This is a genomic window from Serratia bockelmannii (genome assembly GCF_051803255.1).
In the GTDB taxonomy this organism is placed as follows: domain Bacteria; phylum Pseudomonadota; class Gammaproteobacteria; order Enterobacterales; family Enterobacteriaceae; genus Serratia; species Serratia bockelmannii.
The window spans coordinates 259,724-279,504 of record NZ_CP196512.1 but is presented as its reverse complement, the minus strand read 5'-3'; the positions used below and the strand labels follow the sequence as shown (position 1 = coordinate 279,504).

Annotated in this window: 19 protein-coding genes; 3 read left to right on the top strand and 16 right to left on the bottom strand. The window is 59.9% G+C overall.

Translation table 11 applies throughout. The features are described 5' to 3' along the window. Positions 1 to 33: 33 nt before the first annotated feature. Positions 34 to 1,230, bottom strand: a complete 1,197-nt coding sequence (locus ACSJLU_RS01300; protein ID WP_043137482.1) for an MFS transporter — start codon at positions 1,228 to 1,230, stop codon at positions 34 to 36. A gap of 233 nt (positions 1,231 to 1,463) precedes the next feature. Between ACSJLU_RS01300 and fadB the strand changes: the two genes are divergently transcribed. Both fadB and fadA read left to right on the top strand, forming a co-directional pair. Next, complete coding sequence (fadB, locus tag ACSJLU_RS01295; RefSeq protein WP_049203622.1) at positions 1,464 to 3,653, top strand: fatty acid oxidation complex subunit alpha FadB; 2,190 nt, start codon at positions 1,464 to 1,466, stop codon at positions 3,651 to 3,653. Between the two features lie 10 nt (positions 3,654 to 3,663). Then, a complete protein-coding gene (gene fadA, locus ACSJLU_RS01290) occupies positions 3,664 to 4,827 on the top strand; it encodes an acetyl-CoA C-acyltransferase FadA (RefSeq protein ID WP_025304928.1) in 1,164 nt (387 codons plus the stop codon). A 172-nt stretch (positions 4,828 to 4,999) separates the two neighbouring features. On the opposite strand, the gene fre is transcribed toward fadA, so the two are convergent. From fre to pepE, 3 genes are all read right to left on the bottom strand, one after another. Then, positions 5,000 to 5,701, bottom strand: coding sequence for an NAD(P)H-flavin reductase (gene fre / locus ACSJLU_RS01285; protein WP_025304927.1), 702 nt, complete (start codon positions 5,699 to 5,701; stop codon positions 5,000 to 5,002). Positions 5,702 to 5,751: 50 nt separating this feature from the next. Then, positions 5,752 to 7,248: a 4-hydroxy-3-polyprenylbenzoate decarboxylase gene (ubiD, locus tag ACSJLU_RS01280; RefSeq protein ID WP_025304926.1), complete on the bottom strand. Its 1,497-nt coding sequence runs from the start codon at positions 7,246 to 7,248 to the stop codon at positions 5,752 to 5,754. 86 nt (positions 7,249 to 7,334) lie between these two features. Then, complete coding sequence (gene pepE / locus ACSJLU_RS01275; RefSeq protein ID WP_025304925.1) at positions 7,335 to 8,060, bottom strand: dipeptidase PepE; 726 nt, start codon at positions 8,058 to 8,060, stop codon at positions 7,335 to 7,337. 246 nt (positions 8,061 to 8,306) lie between these two features. Between pepE and rfaH the strand changes: the two genes are divergently transcribed. Beyond that, the gene (rfaH, locus tag ACSJLU_RS01270; protein ID WP_025304924.1) at positions 8,307 to 8,795 is read left to right on the top strand and encodes a transcription/translation regulatory transformer protein RfaH; all 489 of its coding nucleotides are present in this window, start codon (positions 8,307 to 8,309) and stop codon (positions 8,793 to 8,795) included. A gap of 45 nt (positions 8,796 to 8,840) precedes the next feature. Here rfaH and hemB read toward each other — a convergent pair whose 3' ends face one another. The 12 genes from hemB to udp form a co-directional block, all read right to left on the bottom strand. Then, positions 8,841 to 9,863: a porphobilinogen synthase gene (gene hemB / locus ACSJLU_RS01265; protein ID WP_025304923.1), complete on the bottom strand. Its 1,023-nt coding sequence runs from the start codon at positions 9,861 to 9,863 to the stop codon at positions 8,841 to 8,843. A 14-nt stretch (positions 9,864 to 9,877) separates the two neighbouring features. Next, the gene (tatD, locus tag ACSJLU_RS01260) at positions 9,878 to 10,660 is read right to left on the bottom strand and encodes a 3'-5' ssDNA/RNA exonuclease TatD (RefSeq protein ID WP_197781277.1); all 783 of its coding nucleotides are present in this window, start codon (positions 10,658 to 10,660) and stop codon (positions 9,878 to 9,880) included. Positions 10,661 to 10,713: 53 nt separating this feature from the next. Next, positions 10,714 to 11,484, bottom strand: coding sequence for a Sec-independent protein translocase subunit TatC (tatC, locus tag ACSJLU_RS01255; RefSeq protein WP_004934456.1), 771 nt, complete (start codon positions 11,482 to 11,484; stop codon positions 10,714 to 10,716). A gap of 3 nt (positions 11,485 to 11,487) precedes the next feature. Continuing rightward, entirely contained in the window at positions 11,488 to 12,033 is a 546-nt protein-coding gene (gene tatB / locus ACSJLU_RS01250; protein ID WP_025304921.1) for a Sec-independent protein translocase protein TatB, read from the bottom strand. Between the two features lie 3 nt (positions 12,034 to 12,036). Beyond that, positions 12,037 to 12,300: a Sec-independent protein translocase subunit TatA gene (gene tatA, locus ACSJLU_RS01245; protein ID WP_004934452.1), complete on the bottom strand. Its 264-nt coding sequence runs from the start codon at positions 12,298 to 12,300 to the stop codon at positions 12,037 to 12,039. 80 nt (positions 12,301 to 12,380) lie between these two features. Beyond that, positions 12,381 to 14,012: a ubiquinone biosynthesis regulatory protein kinase UbiB gene (ubiB, locus tag ACSJLU_RS01240; RefSeq protein ID WP_025304920.1), complete on the bottom strand. Its 1,632-nt coding sequence runs from the start codon at positions 14,010 to 14,012 to the stop codon at positions 12,381 to 12,383. Further along, positions 14,009 to 14,617 carry a ubiquinone biosynthesis protein UbiJ gene (gene ubiJ, locus ACSJLU_RS01235; RefSeq protein WP_197813044.1) on the bottom strand — a complete coding sequence of 203 codons (609 nt, stop codon included), beginning with the start codon at positions 14,615 to 14,617 and terminating at the stop codon, positions 14,009 to 14,011. The genes ubiB and ubiJ overlap by 4 nt, the downstream gene beginning before the upstream one ends. Before the next feature lie 13 nt (positions 14,618 to 14,630). Continuing rightward, positions 14,631 to 15,386 carry a bifunctional demethylmenaquinone methyltransferase/2-methoxy-6-polyprenyl-1,4-benzoquinol methylase UbiE gene (gene ubiE / locus ACSJLU_RS01230; protein WP_025304918.1) on the bottom strand — a complete coding sequence of 252 codons (756 nt, stop codon included), beginning with the start codon at positions 15,384 to 15,386 and terminating at the stop codon, positions 14,631 to 14,633. A 78-nt stretch (positions 15,387 to 15,464) separates the two neighbouring features. Then, complete coding sequence (rmuC, locus tag ACSJLU_RS01225; RefSeq protein ID WP_342096814.1) at positions 15,465 to 17,012, bottom strand: DNA recombination protein RmuC; 1,548 nt, start codon at positions 17,010 to 17,012, stop codon at positions 15,465 to 15,467. A 140-nt stretch (positions 17,013 to 17,152) separates the two neighbouring features. After that, entirely contained in the window at positions 17,153 to 17,683 is a 531-nt protein-coding gene (locus ACSJLU_RS01220; protein WP_342096813.1) for a DedA family protein, read from the bottom strand. A gap of 79 nt (positions 17,684 to 17,762) precedes the next feature. After that, positions 17,763 to 18,545 (bottom strand): tyrosine-protein phosphatase, encoded by a 783-nt coding sequence (locus tag ACSJLU_RS01215; protein ID WP_025304916.1) that lies wholly within the window; start codon positions 18,543 to 18,545, stop codon positions 17,763 to 17,765. Between the two features lie 294 nt (positions 18,546 to 18,839). Then, positions 18,840 to 19,601 (bottom strand): uridine phosphorylase, encoded by a 762-nt coding sequence (udp, locus tag ACSJLU_RS01210; RefSeq protein ID WP_004934432.1) that lies wholly within the window; start codon positions 19,599 to 19,601, stop codon positions 18,840 to 18,842. Positions 19,602 to 19,781: the final 180 nt, after the last annotated feature.

The following is a 19,781-nucleotide window of genomic DNA, read 5'->3' as shown; positions in this document are numbered from 1 at the left end:
TGCGGAGCAGCTCGCAATTCCCTGCAAATGCCGTTACATCCGCAGCTTAACCATTAACCAGCCGCCCAAACCGAGCAGCGCTATCGCCAGCGCCCACAGGCCATGGTGTTCCAACAACACCGCACCGGCCGCGGCGACGCCCGCCAGACACTGCTGCAGAAAGCCGCACAGCGCCATCGCATAGGCACCGTACTCTTTGGCGTCGCTGACCGCCATCGCCATGCTGTTGGGAAACAGCACCGCCTGGCCAAAAATGGTCAGGCAATACAGCGCAATGAACAGCGCCATACCGGAAAGGCCGGCCAGGACGCCGCTCCACCACAGCAGCAGGATCGCCGCCGTCGCCAGCGCCACGATGCCGCTGCCGGCCTGCATCAGTTTTTTCCCGCCGAGACGCGCCACCGTACGGTTCACCGTCAGCGCCCCGCTGAAGTAGGCGACGCCGATCACCAGCCCCAGGGCGCCGAACGCCGTGACGTTGAGACCAAACCCCTGCTGCATGACGAACGGACTCACTTCCTGCAGTGTCACCGTGGTGGCAAAACCCAGCCCACCGACGCAGGCCGGCCAAAAAAATCCCGGCCGCCGCAGGATGGCGAAGTAGGTGGCCGCCATCGCCGGACGTGGCCCACGAGCGCGCCCTGCCTCCAGCGGCAGCGTCGCCATCAGCGCCAGAATGGCCAAACCGGTGGCGCCCATCAAGACGAAGCCCATCTGCCAGTGTGAATATTGGCTGAGCAGGCCGCCGACGAACTGGCCGCCGCCCAGCGCGGTGATAAAAGCGATGGAGAGCACCGACAGCCGTCGCGCCAGCTCGTCACCGCTCCAGTTATCCCGCACGATGATACGCGCGATGATCGCCGCACCGCCGGCACCCACGCCCTGCAGCGCACGCAGCGTCAGCAATTGGGCGCCGTTGCTGCACAGCGCCAACAGCCCGCTGCAGCCAATGAAAAGAAACAAAGACAGCGTCAGGGGCGCGCGGCGGCCAAAGCGATCGGCGGCCGCGCCCCAAAACAGCACCGGCAAGGCGGCGCCGATGACGAAGATTGAAATGGACAGCTCGGTGGCACGCCGGCTCATCGCCAGCTCCCGCATCACCGTTGGCAGCGAAGGCAAATACACGGTCGTCGCCATTTGCGCCATAAACACCAACAGACACGCCAGCGCCATGGTTCTGGCGGGAATGCTCCACAAGCCGCTGCGTTTAACACAAGCCGCCTTAGTCATGCGTAACCTCGTCTGAATGTTCATTCGCTGCGAGCAAGTGTATGAGTGCCGACACACTCCAGCAAATGCCGATAGCACATAAAATATAACTTCGTTTCAAATCAAAAAACTAACTTGGCGACATGTGATCCGACCAGCAAATATGCAATCTCTCATTTGCATATTTTTAACATAAAAACCACACTCCTCTTCATCTGGTCATACCAGATCATACGCTGATTCAGGAGATAGACATGCTCTACCAAGGCGAAACATTACAACTGCACTGGCTCGATAACGGCATCGCCGAGCTGGTGTTCAACGCATCAGGCTCGGTCAACAAGCTGGACACCCGCACCGTCGCCAGCCTGGGTGAAGCGCTCACCGTGCTGGAAAACCAACCTGAGCTCAAGGGGTTGCTGCTGCGCTCCTCCAAAGCCGCGTTTATCGTCGGCGCCGATATCACCGAATTCCTTTCTCTGTTCGCCGCACCGGCTGAAAAGCTGCACGAGTGGCTGGTATTCGCCAACAACGTCTTTAACCGGCTGGAAGATTTGCCGGTACCGACCATTTCGGCCATTAACGGCTATGCACTCGGCGGCGGTTGCGAATGCATTCTGGCGACCGATTTCCGCGTCGCCTCACCGGACGCGCGCATCGGCCTGCCGGAAACCAAATTGGGCATCATGCCGGGCTTCGGCGGTTCCGTCCGCCTGCCACGCCTGCTGGGTAACGACAGCGCGCTGGAAATCATCGCCGCCGGCAAAGACGTCAGCGCCAAAGACGCGTTGAAAGTCGGCCTGGTGGATGCGGTGGTAGCACCGGAAAAACTGGCCGAAGCGGCGCTGAAAATGCTGCAACAGGCGATCGACGGCAAGCTGGACTGGCGCGCCGCGCGTCAACCTAAGCTGGAGCCGCTGAAGCTCAGCCCGATCGAAGCGGCAATGAGCTTCACCACCGCCAAAGGCATGGTGCTGCAGACCGCCGGTAAACATTACCCGGCACCGATGACCGCGGTGAAAACCATTGAAGCCGCCGCCAAGCTGGGCCGCGATGAGGCACTGAAACTGGAAACCGCCAGCTTCGTGCCGTTGGCACGATCCAACGAAGCGCGTGCGCTGGTCGGCATCTTCCTTAACGATCAGTTCGTGAAAGGCCAGGCGAAAAAGCTGGCCAAGAATGTGGACGCGCCGAAACAGGCGGCGGTGCTGGGCGCCGGCATCATGGGCGGTGGCATCGCCTACCAATCGGCGCTGAAAGGCGTGCCGGTGATCATGAAGGACATCAGCGACAAATCACTGACGCTGGGCATGAACGAAGCGGCCAAGCTGCTCAATAAGCAGCTGGAACGCGGCAAACTGGATGGCCTGAAAATGGCGCAGGTGCTGTCGACCATTCAACCAACGTTGGACTACGCCGGCATCGAGCGCGCGCAGGTGATCGTCGAAGCGGTCGTGGAGAACCCGAAGGTCAAAGCCGCCGTACTGTCGGAAGTGGAAAACCTGATCGGCGAAGAGACCGTTCTGGCGTCGAACACCTCGACCATTCCGATTAATCACCTGGCAAAATCGTTGAAGCGCCCGCAAAACTTCTGCGGCATGCACTTCTTTAACCCGGTACACCGCATGCCGCTGGTTGAAATCATCCGCGGCGAACAAACCAGCGACGAGACCATTGCCAAAGTGGTGGCCTACGCCAGCCGCATGGGCAAAACGCCGATCGTGGTGAACGACTGCCCGGGCTTCTTCGTCAACCGCGTGCTGTTCCCATACTTCGCCGGTTTCAGCCTGCTGCTGCGCGACGGCGCCGACTTCCGTCAGATCGATAAAGTGATGGAAAAACAGTTCGGTTGGCCGATGGGCCCGGCCTACCTGCTCGACGTGGTGGGCATCGACACCGCACACCACGCGCAAGCGGTAATGGCCGCCGGCTTCCCGGAGCGCATGAGCAAAGACTATCGCGATGCCATTGACGTGATGTTCGACAACCAGCGCTTCGGTCAGAAAAACCAGCTGGGCTTCTACCGCTACAGCCAGGACAACAAAGGTAAGCCGCGCAAGGACAACGACGAGCAGACCGATGCGCTGCTGGCCGAAGTGAGCCAACCGCGCCAGACCATCAGCGACGAAGAGATCGTTGCGCGCATGATGATCCCGATGATCAACGAAGTGGTGCGTTGCCTGGAAGAGAAGATCGTCGCCAGCCCGGCGGAAGCCGATATGGCACTGGTGTACGGTATCGGCTTCCCTCCGTTCCATGGCGGCGCATTCCGCTACCTGGATACGCTCGGCACCGCCAACTACGTTGAGCTGGCCCAGCGTTACGCACACCTCGGCGCCCTGTATCAGGTGCCGGCCGGTCTGCGCGCCAAGGCCGAGCGCAATGAAAGCTACTACCCGGTGGCGACACCGCTGTCCGACGTCGCTACCCGCCAACCGGCATGAGGTCATAAAGATGGAAAACGTAGTTATTGTTGATGCCGTACGCACGCCGATGGGCCGCTCCAAGGGTGGCGCCTTCCGCCAGGTGCGCGCCGAAGATCTCTCCGCTCACCTGATGCGTGAAGTGTTGAGCCGTAACCCGGCGCTGGACGCCGCCGAGATCGATGACATTTACTGGGGCTGCGTGCAGCAGACGCTGGAGCAAGGCTTCAACATCGCCCGCAACGCCGCACTGCTGGCCGAAATCCCGCACCGCGTGCCGGCGGTGACCGTTAACCGCCTGTGCGGCTCTTCGATGCAGGCATTGCACGACGCGGCGCGCGCCATCATGGTTGGCGACGCACACGTCAGCCTGATCGGCGGCGTGGAACACATGGGCCATGTGCCGATGAACCACGGCGTGGATTTCCATCCGGGGCTGAGCCGCAGCGTGGCAAAAGCCGCCGGGATGATGGGGCTGACCGCCGAAATGCTGGCCAAGATGCACAACATCAGCCGCCAGATGCAGGATGAGTTTGCTGCCCGCTCCCACCAGCGCGCACATGCAGCGACGCTGGCGGGTTACTTCAAAAACGAGATCATTCCGACCAACGGCCACGACGCCGACGGCGTGCTGACCCGTTACGATTTCGATGAAGTCATTCGCCCGGAAACCACCGTCGAAAGCCTGTCGGCCCTGCGTCCGGCGTTCGATCCGGTCAACGGCACCGTCACCGCTGGCAGTTCTTCCGCCCTGTCGGACGGCGCTTCCGCCATGCTGCTGATGAGCGAGTCGCGCGCCAAAGCACTCGGTTTGAAGGCCCGCGCCCGCATTCGCTCGATGGCGGTCGTCGGCTGCGATCCTTCCATCATGGGCTACGGCCCGGTGCCGGCCAGCAAGCTGGCGCTGAAACGCGCCGGTCTGAGCGTGCAGGACATCGATCTGTTCGAACTGAACGAAGCGTTCGCCGCCCAGTCGCTGCCGTGCATCAAAGATCTGGGGCTGATGGACAGTATCGACGACAAGATCAACCTGAACGGCGGCGCCATCGCGCTCGGCCACCCGCTGGGCTGTTCAGGCTCCCGCATCTCGACCACCCTGTTGAACAACATGGAACGTCGCGACGCACAGTTCGGTCTGGCGACCATGTGCATCGGCCTGGGCCAGGGCATCGCCACCGTATTTGAACGCGTTTAGCTGTGTCTATCTTGGGATGACCGCGTCACCACTTCAAATCGCGGCATCCCGCCAAGTTTAGTTGCCGTTCTTCCCGCCTGTCAGGGGCGGGTTTTTTATGCCTGAAGTTTGCCGGCGCCCAAATAAAAACGGGGCGACCCTCGGCCACCCCGTTCACTGCGTATCGCCTCGGTCAGATAAACGAAAACGCGTCGCCAAACATATGCGCTTCCTGCGCGCCGCGCTCGGCGCAGAAACGCTCACGGGCGATTTTCGCCATCTCGAAACGCCCGGCGATGTAGATGTCGTGCTCCGCCAGCGTACCGAAATCCTGCAGCACCGCGCTGAGCACGGTACCACTGCGGCCGCGCCATTCGGCTTCCGGCTGCTCGACCACCGGGATCACCTTCAGATTCGGATGCTGCAACGACAGCGCTTCCAGCTCGCTCAAATCGTACAGGTGCTTCAGCTCACGACCGCCCCAGTAGATTGAAATGTCGCGATCGGGCTGCTGCTCCAGCGCGGTCAACAAGATTGAACGCGCGTAAGAGAAACCGGTGCCGCCGGCGATCAGCACCAGCGGACGGCTGCCCTCTTCCCGAAGCCAGGCGTCGCCATGCGGCACGTCAACGGTGATCGCCTGCTCTTTCAGGATGCGATCCATCACCGCCATGGCGTACAGATTCAGCTCCGAAGCACCGATATGCAGCTCGATGTACTCTTGCTGCGTCGGGGTTGATGCCAGCGAGAACGGGCGCTTGTCGCGCTCGTCCATCACCACCATCAGATATTGCCCTGCCTTGAAAGAAAACGGCTGCTCGGGCACCAGACGTACCCGATAAACCGTATCGGTAATGGCCTCTACCGAGGTCACTTTACAGCTCAATATTGTCATGCGTTCCCTCTGTCGGGTCATCAATGCAAAGCTGAGAACAGAGCCTGACGCTACAGCGTCGGTTCCCTGTCACTGAAGATTGCGAGCTCATCCCAGATTTCGTCGACGCGCGCACGTACCTTTTCATCCATCTGAATCGGACGGCCCCATTCGCGATCGGTTTCACCCGGCCATTTATTGGTGGCGTCCAGCCCCATCTTCGAACCCAGACCGGAAACCGGCGAGGCGAAGTCCAGATAGTCGATCGGCGTATTCTCCACCAGAACGGTATCCCTTGCCGGATCCATTCGTGTGGTGATCGCCCAAATTACGTCGTTCCAGTCGCGCGCATTGACGTCGTCATCGCAGACGATAACAAATTTGGTGTACATAAACTGCCGCAGGAACGACCAGACGCCCATCATCACGCGTTTAGCGTGGCCGGCGTACTGTTTTTTCATGGTCACTACCGCCAGGCGGTACGAGCACCCTTCCGGTGGCAGATAGAAATCGACGATTTCCGGGAACTGTTTTTGCAGGATCGGCACGAACACTTCATTCAGCGCCACGCCCAGGATCGCCGGCTCATCCGGCGGGCGGCCGGTATAGGTCGAGTGGTAGATCGCGTTGCGGCGCTGGGTGATGTGGGTGACGGTGAACACCGGGAACTGGTCGATTTCATTGTAGTAACCGGTGTGGTCGCCGTAGGGGCCTTCCGGCGCCATTTCACCCGGCTCGATATAACCTTCCAGCACGATTTCGGCGCTGGCTGGCACTTCCAGATCGTTGGAAAGACACTTGACCACTTCGGTTTTATTGCCGCGCAGCAGCCCGGCAAAGGCATATTCAGACAGGGTATCCGGCACCGGCGTAACCGCACCGAGGATAGTGGCGGGATCGGCGCCCAGCGCCACCGCAACCGGGAAACGCTCGCCGGGGTGCGCCTGGCACCACTCCTGATAATCCAGCGCGCCGCCGCGATGCGACAGCCAGCGCATGATCACTTTATTCTTGCCCAGCACCTGCTGACGATAGATGCCGAGGTTTTGCCGTTCCTTATGCGGGCCACGGGTCACCGTCAGCCCCCAGGTGATCAGCGGCGCGGCGTCTTCCGGCCAGCAGTGCATCACCGGAATACGGCCCAGATCGACATCCTCACCCTGCCATACCTGCTCCTGACAAGGCGCGGACCCCAGCACCTTGGTCGGCATGTTCAGCACCTGCTTGAACTTCGGCATTTTGTCGAACAGATCGCGGAAGCCTTTCGGTGGCTCCGGTTCTTTGAGAAACGCCAGCAGTTTGCCGACTTCGCGCAGCGCGCTGATGTCTTCCTGCCCCATGCCCATCGCCACGCGATTGGCGGTGCCGAACAGGTTGCACAGCACCGGCATGTCGTACCCTTTCGGGTTTTCAAACAGCAATGCCGGGCCGCCTGCCCGCAGGGTGCGATCGGCAATCTCCGTCATTTCCAGGTAAGGATCGATCGGCTGGCTGATGCGTTTTAGTTCCCCTCTCTTCTCCAGCAACGAGAGGAAATCGCGTAAGTCACGGTATTTCATGCTGATCATTATAACGGCCTGTGGGGAGGGCATTATAAGCCCTCTTCACGGTTGTTGCTGCAATTTTGTTAACGCCGCCCGCTGCCGGGTGGCTCTCAGCCGCAGTTGAACGGCACCAGCGCAGCCAGCGCGCGCGTATCCTGATATTCGCGCGTCTCCTCGCCATGGCGGAACACCTTGAAGCCCTGCCCATTAGCGCTGAAGTAACGCAGCGCATTGCCTTCAACATGCAGCAGGCTGCCTTCCCGCAGCGCCACCACCGATTCGCTCGGGTTGATCGCGCAGAACTCCGCCAGGCGCTCGTCACGGGTTTCGCCCATGTGGCCGCTGATGTGCGCGTCGATGTAATGCGGGTTGATCTGTACCGGGAACAGCCCCAGCGCCGACAGCACCACGCTGCAGCGCACCGGCATGTCATTGGTGGTGCGAATGCTCGGCGTGGCCACATTGCAACCGGCGCTCCAGCCGACGTAAGGCACTTCACGCTCGCGCACCGCGCGCTGGATAGGCACGATCAGGCCTTGCTCGTGCAGCATTTGGTTCAGCAACCAGGTATTGCCGCCGCTGACCAAAATGCATTCCGCCTGCGCGATCGCCGCCGCCGGTGAAGCGGCGTGGTGGATGCTGGTGACTTCGATGCCCAGCGTTTGCGCCAGTTCCTGCGCACGCTGGTCGTAGTCGTAACGGATCAGGGCGTAAGGGATAAAGACGGCGGATTTGATGCCACGACGCGCAATCATCGCCAGCAGTTGGCTTTTAGCGTACCCCAGCAGCTCGGCTTCACCAGACAGCTTGCCGTTGCTCAACAGAAACAGCTCCATTTCTTTCTCCCTCGGTCGAAAACGATGAATAGCGTCACAGCCGGTAGCGCAACGCCTTGCCATACTGTGACGGTAACAAATTTTTAGCCCTCTGTTATACCAGCGCCGTATCGATAAGTGTGTGACCCCTCGCTAATAGCCGCAGATTCATAGAGATAGGTGATGTTACACGCTGAAACTTGCATCACTATGTATCCGGAATAGCTTTTGATATGCTTACCGGCTGGCAGAAAGGCATGTGAAACTATGGAATCCTGGTATCTACTTTATTGCAAACGCGGTCAGCTGTTGCGAGCGCAGGAACATCTGGAGCGGCAGCAGGTAAACTGCCTCAGCCCGATCATCACGCTGGAAAAGATCGTGCGTGGTAAGCGCATCGCGGTCAGCGAACCCCTGTTTCCCAACTATCTGTTTGTGGAGTTCGACCCGGAGCGCATTCACACCACCACCATCAGCGCTACCCGTGGCGTCAGCCACTTCGTGCGTTTCGGCACGTTGCCGAGCGTCATCCCGAGCAAGGTGATCGATGAACTGCGCACGCACGCCTGCGAAACCTATGTCGATCCGGAAACCCCACAGCCGGGGGATACTGTTCTGATCGTCGACGGCGTGTTCGAAGGGCTGCAGGCGATCTACACCGAGCCGGACGGCGAGGCGCGTTCCATGTTGTTGCTGAACCTGATCAACAAGCAGGTCAGTCAAAGCATCGACAACCGACAGTTCCAGAAGATGTAATGCAAAAGGCGCCCTCAGGCGCCTTTTTGTTGGCTCATGTTCCGCTTAGCGGCGCATCGCGTCGTCGTGCAGCCACTGGGCGACACGCTTGGCGAAGTAGGTCAGCACGCCGTCGGCGCCGGCGCGTTTGAAGCACATCAACGACTCCATCACCGCAGGTTGCTCCTGCAGCCAGCCGTTCTGAATCGCCGCCATGTGCATGGCGTACTCGCCGGACACTTGATAAGCGAAAGTCGGCACACCGAAGGTATCCTTCACGCGGCGCACCACGTCCAGGTAAGGCATGCCCGGTTTCACCATCACCATGTCCGCACCTTCCTGCAGATCCTGCGCAATCTCCTGCAGCGCTTCGTCACTGTTGGCCGGATCCATCTGATAGGTTTTTTTGTTGCCGCCCTTCAGGTTGCCGCTGGAACCCAGCGCATCGCGGAACGGACCGTAGTAGCAGGAAGCATACTTGGCGGAGTAGGCCATAATCTGGGTATTCACCAAACCCTGCAGTTCCAGACGATCGCGGATCGCCCCGATACGGCCGTCCATCATGTCGCTCGGCGCCACGATTTCTGCGCCTGCTTCGGCATGAGACAGCGCCTGACGCACCAGAATGTCTTTGGTCACGTCGTTAATCACGTAGCCCTGCTCATCGATCACTCCGTCCTGCCCGTGGGTGGTGTAGGGATCGAGCGCGACGTCGGTCAGAATGCCCAGCTCAGGCACCGCGTCTTTCAGCGCGCGCACCGTGCGCTGTACCAGCCCTTCTGGGTTATAGGCTTCTTCCGCATGCAGCGATTTCAGACCCGGTTCGATCACCGGGAACAGGGAGATTACCGGCACGCCGAGTTTGGCGATGGTTTCCGCTTCCTTAATCAGCAGATCGATCGTCATGCGCGATACGCCCGGCATCGAGGCCACTTCTTCCTGGCGGTTACTGCCTTCCATGACAAACACCGGATAAATCAGGTCATTGACCGTCAGTTGGTTCTCGGCGACCAGGCGGCGGCTGAAGTCATGACGGCGCACGCGGCGCATACGACGACCAGGGAAGGTACCCGGAAATGCATAGCTCATAGTTTTCTCCTAGCTCAAACCAGCCGGAATAGCCGGCGGGCGTTCTCATCGGTTTTTTGCCCCAGCCATTGCGGCTCTTCCTGTCGCCAGACGGCGACCTGATGCACGATATGGGGCAGGAAACAGGGTTCGTTGCGGCGAGATGCGGGTTTAGGCTGTAAATCCCGGGGCAACAGATAAGGGGCGTCCGTTTCCAGCAGTAGACGCTCGGCCGGGATCTGCGGCAACAGGGCACGCAACTCCAGGCCGCGCCGCTCGTCGCAGACCCAACCGGTAATCCCGATCGACAGGCCTAGCGACAGGCAGCTTGCTAATTCTTCGGCGGTGCCGGTGAAGCAGTGCACCACGGCCGCGGGCAGTTTATCCAACCACGGCGTCAGTAGCTCGGCAAAACGTGCGTGTGCGTCGCGGCAATGAAGAAACACCGGCAGTGCCAACTCCGCCGCCAGCGCCAGTTGCGCAATGAACGCCGCTTCCTGCTGCTCCGGCGTCGAGAAGTTGCGGTTGAAATCCAGACCGCATTCACCGATCGCCACCACTTCTGGGCCGGCGGCCAGGGCATAAATCTGCTCGGCGCTGTGTACATCCCAGCTGCTGGCGTTATGCGGATGCACACCGGCGGTGGACCAGCAATAGCCCGCATGCTGCTGCGCCAGTTTGGCGGCCTCGCGGCTCTCAGGCAGATCGGTGCCGGTAATCAACATCCCGGTAACACCCGCCGTGCGAGCGCGCTCCACCACGGTCTCGCGGTCTTTGGCGAATTGGCTGCTGGTGAGGTTAACGCCGATATCAAACATGGTTTTTTCCAAAGCAAAAGCCGCCCAATGGGCGGCTTAGCAATCAAGATGGATCAGGGGGCAGGGGGTTCGTCACCCTCGTCTTCTTCTTCCGCCTGTGGACGACGTTTTCCGGTATAGAAGCGAGCGAAGAACACCCCCACTTCAAACAGCAGATACATCGGTATCGCCAACAGGGTTTGCGAGAATACGTCCGGCGGCGTCAACAACATGCCGACCACAAACGCGCCAACCAACACATACGGCCGTTTTTTCTTCAGATCTTCCGGCGAGGTGACGCCACTCCAGCACAGCAGAATGATGGCGACCGGCACTTCGAAAGCGACGCCAAACGCCATAAACAGCGCCATGACGAAATCGAGGTAGTTTTTGATATCGGTCGCAATGGTCACCCCCATTGGCGCGGTCTTGGCGAAGAAACCGAAGGCCAGCGGGAACACGATGAAGTAGGCGAAAGCCATGCCGAGGTAGAACAACAGGCTGCTGGACACCAGCAGCGGCATCATCAGGCGGCGTTCATGCTTGTACAGCGCCGGCGCGATGAATGCCCACACCTGATACAGGATCATCGGCGCAGAGACGAACACCGAGACGATCATGGTCAGCTTGATCGGCGTAAAGAACGGCGACGCCACGTCGGTAGCGATCATGCTCGCCCCGGCCGGCAGCTGCTTGAGCAGCGGCGCAGAGACCAACTGGTAGATGTCGTTGGCGAAAAACACCAGCACCACGAACACCGCCAGCACGCAAATAATCGAGTTAAGCAGCCGCTTGCGCAGCTCTATCAGGTGACTGATAAGGGGTTGGGTATCTTCAACAGCCATGTATTAACGATCGCCACTAGGTTGGTGAGACGCTGGGGTTTTATCCGCAACAGGTTCGACAGGAGCAGGCACGGTTTCCACCGGCGCTTTAGCCGGTTGCGCCGCCACGACGGCTTCAGGTTCCACTGCCGGTTTTGGCACCGCGGCGGGCGCGCTGGCGCTGGTTGCCGCTTCCGCCGGCGTCACGCCGTCGTGCAAAGCTTCCGGATCGATGGCCTGCGGGTTATGAATGGTGTTCGCCAGCTCTTCTTTCTCGCCCCGGTAGGTGCGTTTCAAAGATTCCGTCGCGTCTTTCAGCTCATCCATCGACGCCTTCAACTCCGGTGTCAGGTTCTGCAGGCCGGCCTGTTCGGCTTTTTTCAGGCTGTCCTGCAGCTCCTGCAGCTTCAGTTCCTGAGACAGTTCGTGCTGCACCGAGGCCGCCAGCGAGCGCAGCGCGCGGATCCAGCCCGATACCGTTCTGACCGCAACCGGCAAACGTTCCGGCCCCAGAACAACCAGGCCGATCACCAGCACCAGCAGCAGCTCACTAAACCCAATGTCAAACACGGTTTATACCTGCTCTTTGTTCTTCGACTCTTCCGGTTTCACTTCCGGCTGCTTATCGGTAATAGGCTTGGCCGAGAAGTCAGCATCATCCAGGCTGCTTTTTTCAGCCGTATTGGGGGTCGACGGCGTATCGTCGCCGATCGCTTTTTTGAAGCCCTTGATCGAGGCGCCGAGATCGGAGCCCAGCGTGCGCAGTTTTTTGGTACCGAACAGCAGCACCACGATCACTGCGATGATCAACAATTGCGTAATACTAATACCGCCCATTTTAATTACCTCTAATTTTAAAGGGTCTTTTAAAGCCAGCCCGCATTATAGAGCCGACTTTACCAGAGTAACGAATTAAATCAGGTGGTTCGCTTCCAGCCAATCACCCAGCATACGATGCCGGCGGCCATCATCCAGGCGGGAAACACCTCGATTTGCCCCAGCAGCAACAGCGTGCCGCTTACCAACAGTGTAGCGCCAACGCCGAACAAATAACGTGACTGCCCCTGACGAACCCGCTGAGCCTGCATCTGGTTGGTCAGCTTATCAACGCTTTGTTGCAACAGTTTATGCTGCTGCAGGCTATCGTAAAACAGCTCGGGCAGTTCGGGCAGTTTCTCCGCCCAGAACGGCGCTTTCTCTTTCAACGCACGCACCACGGCGGGAATGCCGACCTGATCGCGCAGCCAGCTCTCGAGGAACGGCTTGGCGGTGGTCCACAGATCCAGCTGCGGGTAGAGCTGACGTCCCAGTCCTTCAACATACAGCAAGGTCTTCTGCAATAACACCAGCTGTGGCTGCACTTCCATATTGAAGCGGCGCGCGGTGTTAAACAGATTCAGCAGCACGTTGCCGAAGGAAATCTCCGCCAGCGGCTTCTCGAAAATCGGTTCGCACACGGTGCGGATAGCAAATTCGAAATCTTCCACGTTGGTGTCACGCGGCACCCAACCGGAGTCGACGTGCAGTTCCGCCACCTTGCGGTAATCGCGGTTGAAGAAGGCGATGAAGTTTTCCGCCAGATAGCGTTTGTCATCCTTGTTCAACGAACCCACGATGCCGCAGTCGATGCCGATGTAGCAGGGATCTTCCGGATGTTCGTAGCTGACGAAAATATTACCGGGATGCATGTCCGCATGGAAGAAGCTGTCGCGGAAGACCTGGGTAAAGAACACCTGAACGCCACGTTCCGCCAACAGTTTCATGTTGGTGCCCTGCTGCTCCAGCGTGGCGATGTCCGAGACCGGAATGCCGTAGATACGCTCCATCACCAACACGCTTTCGCGGCAGTAGTCGGAGTAGACTTCAGGCACGTACAGCATCGGGCTGCCGTCGAAATTGCGACGCAGCTGAATGGCGTTGGCCGCTTCACGCAGCAGATTCAATTCGTCCAGCAGGGTTTTCTCGTACTCGCGTACCACTTCGCGCGGACGCAGGCGGCGGCCGTCCGGCAACAGCTTCGGCACCCAACCGGCCAGCCGGTACATCAAGCGCACATCGGCTTTGATAATCGGCCCGATATCCGGTCGGATCACCTTCAGCACCACTTCCTGGCCGGTGGTTTTCAACCGCGCAGTATGCACCTGCGCGATCGAGGCAGAGGCCAGCGGCTGCTGATCGAAGTCGTCGAACCAGGCTTCCAGCGGGCCGCCCATCGCCAGCTCGATATGCTTGCGCGCCAGCGCACCGTCGAAAGGCGCCACCCGATCCTGCAGCAGCGTCAGCTGATCGGCAATGTGCGGCGGGAACAGATCGCGGCGGGTCGACATCATCTGGCCGAATTTGATCCAGACCGGCCCCAATTCCTGCAGCGCCAGCCGCAGACGTTCGCCCAGCGGTTTGTCCTTGTGCCGATTAGGCATCCAGAACAGCAACCGGCGGCCGAAGCGCAGCGGCAGCGTCAAACGCATTGTCGGGATCAGCTCGTCCAGCCCATAGCTGAGAAAAACGCGGACGATAAAATACAAACGACGCAGTTCGCCTGGGGTCATCGCTTGCCCTCCAACTTATCCATGCGGGCAATCAGCGCTTCCGCGCCGCGGGCGAGCGCATCCACTTCTTCATTGAACCACACCACTTCCAGCGGCCCCGGCGCCAGACGCCACTCTTCAGTCAGCGCCTCAGCCATGTCTTGCTGCCGACGCATCAATCCGGCCTTGAGTAACGAAGCGCCTTTGCCCAGCGCCTGCGTAATGCCCTGAGCGGCGATATCGCCGACATAAGGCGCCAGCCATTCCGCCGGATCCCACTCCGCCAGATCGAGCAGGCCAACCAGCTGTTGCACCACCTGAATATCGCCTTCCACCGTCAATTCGCCGCTGCGCATCAGCACTGGCAACTGCTGGCGATCGCGCAGCTTCAGTAAGGCGGGAATGCGGCTGCGCACGGTGCAATCGGCACTGTCTTCAGACTGCCCCAGCACGTCCACACGCAGTTCGCTGAACATCAGCACCAGCGGTGAAGCCAACTCTTCCAGTTCGATGCGCAGCACCTTGCCCGCCAGGCGTTGGCGAGCGGCTTTCATGCTGCGATCGCGAAACAGCAGGTTATTCAGCGAGGTTTCCAGCGCACCGGTCAGCAGAGGGGTAAACAGCATCGGCATCTCCCTCTCAGAACTTGAAGCCGCGATGCAGGGCGACAATCCCACCGGTCAGGTTGAAATAGGTGACGTTTTCAAAACCGGCGTTGCCCATCATGCCTTTCAGGGTTTCCTGATCGGGGTGCATACGGATCGATTCCGCCAGGTAACGGTAACTGTCCGGATCTTTCACCACCAGCTCGCCGATCTTCGGCAACACATGGAAGGAGTAGGCATCATAAGCCTTGCTCAGCGGAGCCAGCAGCGGCTTGGAGAATTCCAGCACCAACAGGCGCCCGCCCGGCTTCAGCACGCGGAACATCGAGCGCAGCGCTTTGTCTTTGTCGGTCACGTTACGCAGGCCAAAGGAGATGGTGATGCAATCGAAGTAGTTATCTGGGAACGGCAACGCCTCGGCGTTGGCCTGCACGTAATTGATATTGCCGACGATGCCGCGATCGCGCAGCTTCTCCCGCCCCATCTTCAGCATCGAATCGTTGATGTCCGCCAGCACCACCTGCCCCTGCTCGCCGACCATGCGGGAGAACTTGGCCGCCAGGTCGCCGGTACCGCCGGCCAGATCCAGCACGCGCTGCCCACGGCGCACGCCGCTGCAGTCAATGGTGAAACGCTTCCAGATACGATGGATGCCGAACGACATCAGGTCGTTCATCACGTCATACTTTGCCGCTACCGAATGAAAAACGTCCGCCACCATGGCCTGTTTTTCGTCTCTAGCGACGGTGCGAAAACCGAAATCGGTGGTTTCCTGCGGTTGATCTGCCATTGTCCTGCCTGCTATTCAGTCAATTTTGTGTTGATGAGTGTACCAGAAGCCTGGGGAATACCCCACCTCGCCACGGCCTCAGCCGTGCGAAACGAAGCCCGGCTCCCCGGCGGTATCGTCATCGTCTTTCGTCTGCGGCAGCGCGGCGACATCATCGTCGTTCGCCTCTTCCGCGTCATCGTGTTGCGCGCCGGCTTGCTGCGCCAGCAGCGGGTTGATCGGCCGTTTGACCTCAACCCCCAGCGCGCGGAAACCTTCAATTTGGCCGATAAGATTACCACGGCCTTCGCTCAGTTTGTTCATCGCCTGACGATAACTGCCCTGCGCCTTGTCCAGGCTCTGCCCCAGCACGGACATATCGTCCACGAACAGCCGCATCTTGTCATACAGTTTCGCCGCGCGATCGGCGATGCGCTGGGCATTTTGGCTCTGATGCTCATAACGCCACAGGTTGGTGATGGTACGCAGCGCCACCAGCAGCGTGGTCGGGCTGACCAGCATGATGTTGTGCTTGAGCGCTTCGCTGATCAACTCCGGCTCGCGATCGATAGCCAGCAGGAAGGCGGGCTCGACCGGAATGAACATCAGCACATAGTCCAGCGAGCGCAGCCCCGGCAGTTGCTGATAGTCCTTGCGGCCCAGCATGCGGATGTGGCCGCGCAGCGAGGCGATATGTTCGCTCAGCGCCGCCTCGCGCTCCGCCTCATCCTCGCCGTTGAAATAGCGCTCGTAGGCGATCAGCGACATCTTGGCGTCGATCACCACATCCTTGCCCTGCGGCAGGCGTACGATCACATCGGGCTGCATGCGGCTCTGGTGATCCACCCGCACGTTGACCTGCGTTTCATACTCATGCCCTTCGCGCAGGCCAGAGGCTTCCAGCACCCGGCTCAGCACCACCTCGCCCCAGTTGCCCTGCGTTTTGTTGTCGCCTTTCAGCGCCTTGGTGAGGTTGATCGCCTCGCGCGCCATCTGCGCGTTCAACTGCTGCAGATTGCGTATCTCGTGCGTCAGCGTGTGGCGCTCCCGCGCCTCCTGGCCAAAGCTGTCCTGAACCTGGCGGCGGAAACCGTTCAGCTGTTCGCGCAGCGGCAGCAGTAAACGATCCAGGCTTTGCTTATTTTGCTCGTCCACCTTGCGGCCGCTGTGTTCAAAAATGCGGTTGGCGAGATTTTCAAACTGGGTGGTGAGGCGCTGTTCGCTGTTGATCAGCAGGCGTTGCTTCTCCTCCGCCGCCATACGCGTCTCTTCCAGACGGATGGTGACTTCGCGCAGCTCGGCCTCCTGCGCGCTGTTAACCTCGCGCTGGGCGCGCAGCTCCTGATTGAGCAGTTCGCATTCGTTGCGCCAATGATTGAGCTGTTGCAGCTTCTCATGTCCGGCCGCCAGCTGGCTGTGCAGGTTGCGCAGCTCCAGCTCGCTCTGGCGCGACTGCTGTTCGTGGCGCTGCAGGGCCTCCTGCCGCACGGCCGTTTCCTGCTGCGCCTGCTGCAATGCTTGCTCCAGCAACCGCAGTTCGGTTTCATGTTGCGCATTCGTCTGCTGCACCCGCAGACTGGCGATCAGCCACCCCAACAGCATGCCGATCGCGACGCCGCCAATCCCATAAATCAGACTGGTATCCACCCTGCCTCCTGTTGCACCTTGCCGTTCCGGCGTTTCGCACGCCCATTGCCCGTCACGTTAAGGGGAGGCTGTATGGATGTCCAGCCTGATTTTGCCCGCCGCGCACAATATTGCGCGGCGCTACGCAATTTAGCGAGAAATCAGCCCAGCCACTGGCTGAGCCACTTGATGCCGAACGCCCCCGGCGCCAGAATGCCGAACGCCCAGATCATCGCCGACGTGACGTTGGCCAGTTGGAAATAGCGCTGCGGCATGCCGCAAATGCCGCCCACCAGCGGCACCACGGCGCGCAGCGGGCCGAAAAAGCGGCCGATGAAAATGCCCAGCACGCCCCAGCGCTCAAAGAAGGCATGGCCGCGCGCCAGCAGCTGCGGATTGCGCGACAGCGGCCACATATGGGCCACGCGATCCTGATAGTGATAGCCGATCCAGTAAGAGAGCCAGTCGCCGAAAAACGCCCCGGCGGCGGCGGCGACCCAAATCGGCCAAAAGGCGATGCCGCTTTCGCCGATCAGCGCGCCCAGCGCCAGCAGGATCACCGTGGCCGGCAGCAGCAGCGACAAAAACGCCAGCGACTCACCGAACGCCAGGAAGAAGATGATGGGAATGGCCCAGCCTTCGTGCTGACGCACGACGTCACTGACCCAGTTGATAACGTCATTGAGGCTCAATGCAGGGCTCCTGATACGCGATGGTTCGCCGCCTAGGGTAAGCCGGGGCGAGTTAAACCCCGGCTAAACACGCGGCAATTTACTCGAGGTAGAACGCCTGCAGCGCTTCGCGCTGGGCCGCGCCCAGGCCGTATTCCGCTTCCAGCCAGCGGTCAGTGGAGCCGTATTGCTGGCGGATGCAGCCCAGCGCCGTCATCAGGAACTCCTCGCGCGCGCTGAGCACGTAGGCGAATTGCTCCAGCGCCGCCGCATTCAGCTTGATAGACAGCTGATCCAGCATCTGCTCGCGGAAAGTGGCCAGCGTGGTTTCAGTCAGCAGATAGTCTTCCAGCACCGTCGCTTCGTCGGCGCCCAGCGCGAACAGCACCAGCGCCGAACCGACCCCAGTGCGATCCTTGCCGACCGCGCAGTGCTGCACGATCGCGCCGCCGCCAGGGTTGCTCAACAGCTGCGCCAGCCGCTGATAGGCCGCATTGCCGAACGGCAGGCGGCGATACAGCTCCAGCATGAACGCCCGGGCGTCGAAAGCGGCCAGCGTTTCGTTGGTGAGCTTTTCCAGGTTGGCGTTAACTTCGCTGCTCAGCGGGTTAGCCGGCACGTGGTGATAGTCGGCGCCATTCCACAGAATATCCGGTTTGGCCTGCACTTCGTCGGCATCGCGGTAGTCCAGCACGGAACGTACCGGCACTCCAGCGAGGAAAGTGCAGTCGCTTTCCGTCAGCCGTTCGAGAGAACCGGAGCGGAACAGCAGGCCGCGTTTGATGCGGCGCCCGTCGGCCACGCCGTTGCCGCCGAAGTCACGGAAGTTAATGCCGCCGTCGAGCGGCGCAAGCGAAGGATGAAGCAGGATCTGGGCGGTCATAAACGTCCTCGTTGTTTTTGTTATGACAACGCGCGGCAGCCATCGGCGCAGCGCTGAGGAGTATCACCGTAACAGATTCGCCGCGAATGGAAAAACGGGCCGCGTCAGCGGCCCGTTCAGTTCGTTGACAAAGGAGGAAAAAACGCGGTTTTTCCTCCTTTGTGGTCATCAGCCGAAAATCAATGAATTGATTTTCCCTGTTTGTTATCCGCAGCTCTTTGCAAACCCGGCAATGGCATGAGGTTTGTCATCAACCTCAACGGGCCGCGTCAGCGGCCCGTTGAGGGGAGGTGATTACAGCAGACGGCGGGCGGCATCCACCACGATCTGCACCGCTTTGCTTTCCGTGTTTTTCATGGTTTCGGCGTTCGGGATCTCTTGCTGGGTGCGGTTAACGATCACCCCAGCCACCATGCCGGCGCGCAGGCCCTGGCTGGCGCACATGGTCAGCAGCGTGGCGGATTCCATTTCATAGTTCATCACGCCCATCGCCTGCCACTCTTCCATCGAGCCTTTAAAACGGCTGACCACGCGGCCGGAGTAGGTGTCGTAACGTTCCTGGCCCGGGTAGAAAGTATCGGAAGAAGCGGTCACGCCAATGTGGGTGGTCGCGCCGCTGGCCTTGGCCGCTTCCACCAGCGCAGTGGTGCAGGCGAAGTCCGCGACCGCCGGAAACTCCATCGGCGCAAAGTGCAGGCTGGCACCGTCGAGGCGTACCGCCGCCGTAGTCACCAGCACGTCACCGACGTTGATATTGGCCTGAATGGCGCCGGTGGTGCCGATGCGCAGGAAGGTGCGAATGCCCAGCTGCGCCAGCTCTTCCACCGCGATAGAGGTAGACGGGCCGCCGATACCGGTGGAGCAGACGATCACCGCCTTGCCGTCCAGCTCTGCGCGCCAGGTGGTGAATTCACGATGGGAGGCCAGATGCACCGGATTTTCCATCAGCTTGGCAATCTTCTCTACGCGCTGCGGATCGCCCGGCACGATGGCAAGCTGGGCCCCTTGTAAATCGTTCTTGGTGAGGCCGAGATGAAAAACATCAGACTGAGACATACGAGACTCCTCATGGATCATGTTTATTGGGAGGAACAAAAAAGCACTCTACTGAAAATCGCCGCTTAATTTCGTGACGATAGTCACTATGAAAAGAGAAACAAATCACATGCTACATATTTTTTGTGATTTTTATCACGAAAAAAATCACTATGACGCATCCAGAACGCACCGCTAAAT

Coding starts and splice junctions, on each gene's coding strand:
- ubiD (WP_025304926.1), bottom strand. CDS start 7,248: ATGATCAGCATGAAATACCGTGACTTACGCGATTTCCTCTCGTTGCTG.
- ubiJ (WP_197813044.1), bottom strand. CDS start 14,617: ATGCTGTTTACCCCTCTGCTGACCGGTGCGCTGGAAACCTCGCTGAAT.
- fre (WP_025304927.1), bottom strand. CDS start 5,701: ATGACAATATTGAGCTGTAAAGTGACCTCGGTAGAGGCCATTACCGAT.
- pepE (WP_025304925.1), bottom strand. CDS start 8,060: ATGGAGCTGTTTCTGTTGAGCAACGGCAAGCTGTCTGGTGAAGCCGAG.
- udp (WP_004934432.1), bottom strand. CDS start 19,601: ATGTCTCAGTCTGATGTTTTTCATCTCGGCCTCACCAAGAACGATTTA.
- tatD (WP_197781277.1), bottom strand. CDS start 10,660: ATGTTTGATATCGGCGTTAACCTCACCAGCAGCCAATTCGCCAAAGAC.
- ubiE (WP_025304918.1), bottom strand. CDS start 15,386: ATGGCAGATCAACCGCAGGAAACCACCGATTTCGGTTTTCGCACCGTC.
- ubiB (WP_025304920.1), bottom strand. CDS start 14,012: ATGACCCCAGGCGAACTGCGTCGTTTGTATTTTATCGTCCGCGTTTTT.
- ACSJLU_RS01300 (WP_043137482.1), bottom strand. CDS start 1,230: ATGACTAAGGCGGCTTGTGTTAAACGCAGCGGCTTGTGGAGCATTCCC.
- tatC (WP_004934456.1), bottom strand. CDS start 11,484: ATGGCTGTTGAAGATACCCAACCCCTTATCAGTCACCTGATAGAGCTG.
- ACSJLU_RS01215 (WP_025304916.1), bottom strand. CDS start 18,545: ATGACCGCCCAGATCCTGCTTCATCCTTCGCTTGCGCCGCTCGACGGC.
- tatA (WP_004934452.1), bottom strand. CDS start 12,300: ATGGGCGGTATTAGTATTACGCAATTGTTGATCATCGCAGTGATCGTG.
- fadA (WP_025304928.1), top strand. CDS start 3,664: ATGGAAAACGTAGTTATTGTTGATGCCGTACGCACGCCGATGGGCCGC.
- hemB (WP_025304923.1), bottom strand. CDS start 9,863: ATGAGCTATGCATTTCCGGGTACCTTCCCTGGTCGTCGTATGCGCCGC.
- fadB (WP_049203622.1), top strand. CDS start 1,464: ATGCTCTACCAAGGCGAAACATTACAACTGCACTGGCTCGATAACGGC.
- rfaH (WP_025304924.1), top strand. CDS start 8,307: ATGGAATCCTGGTATCTACTTTATTGCAAACGCGGTCAGCTGTTGCGA.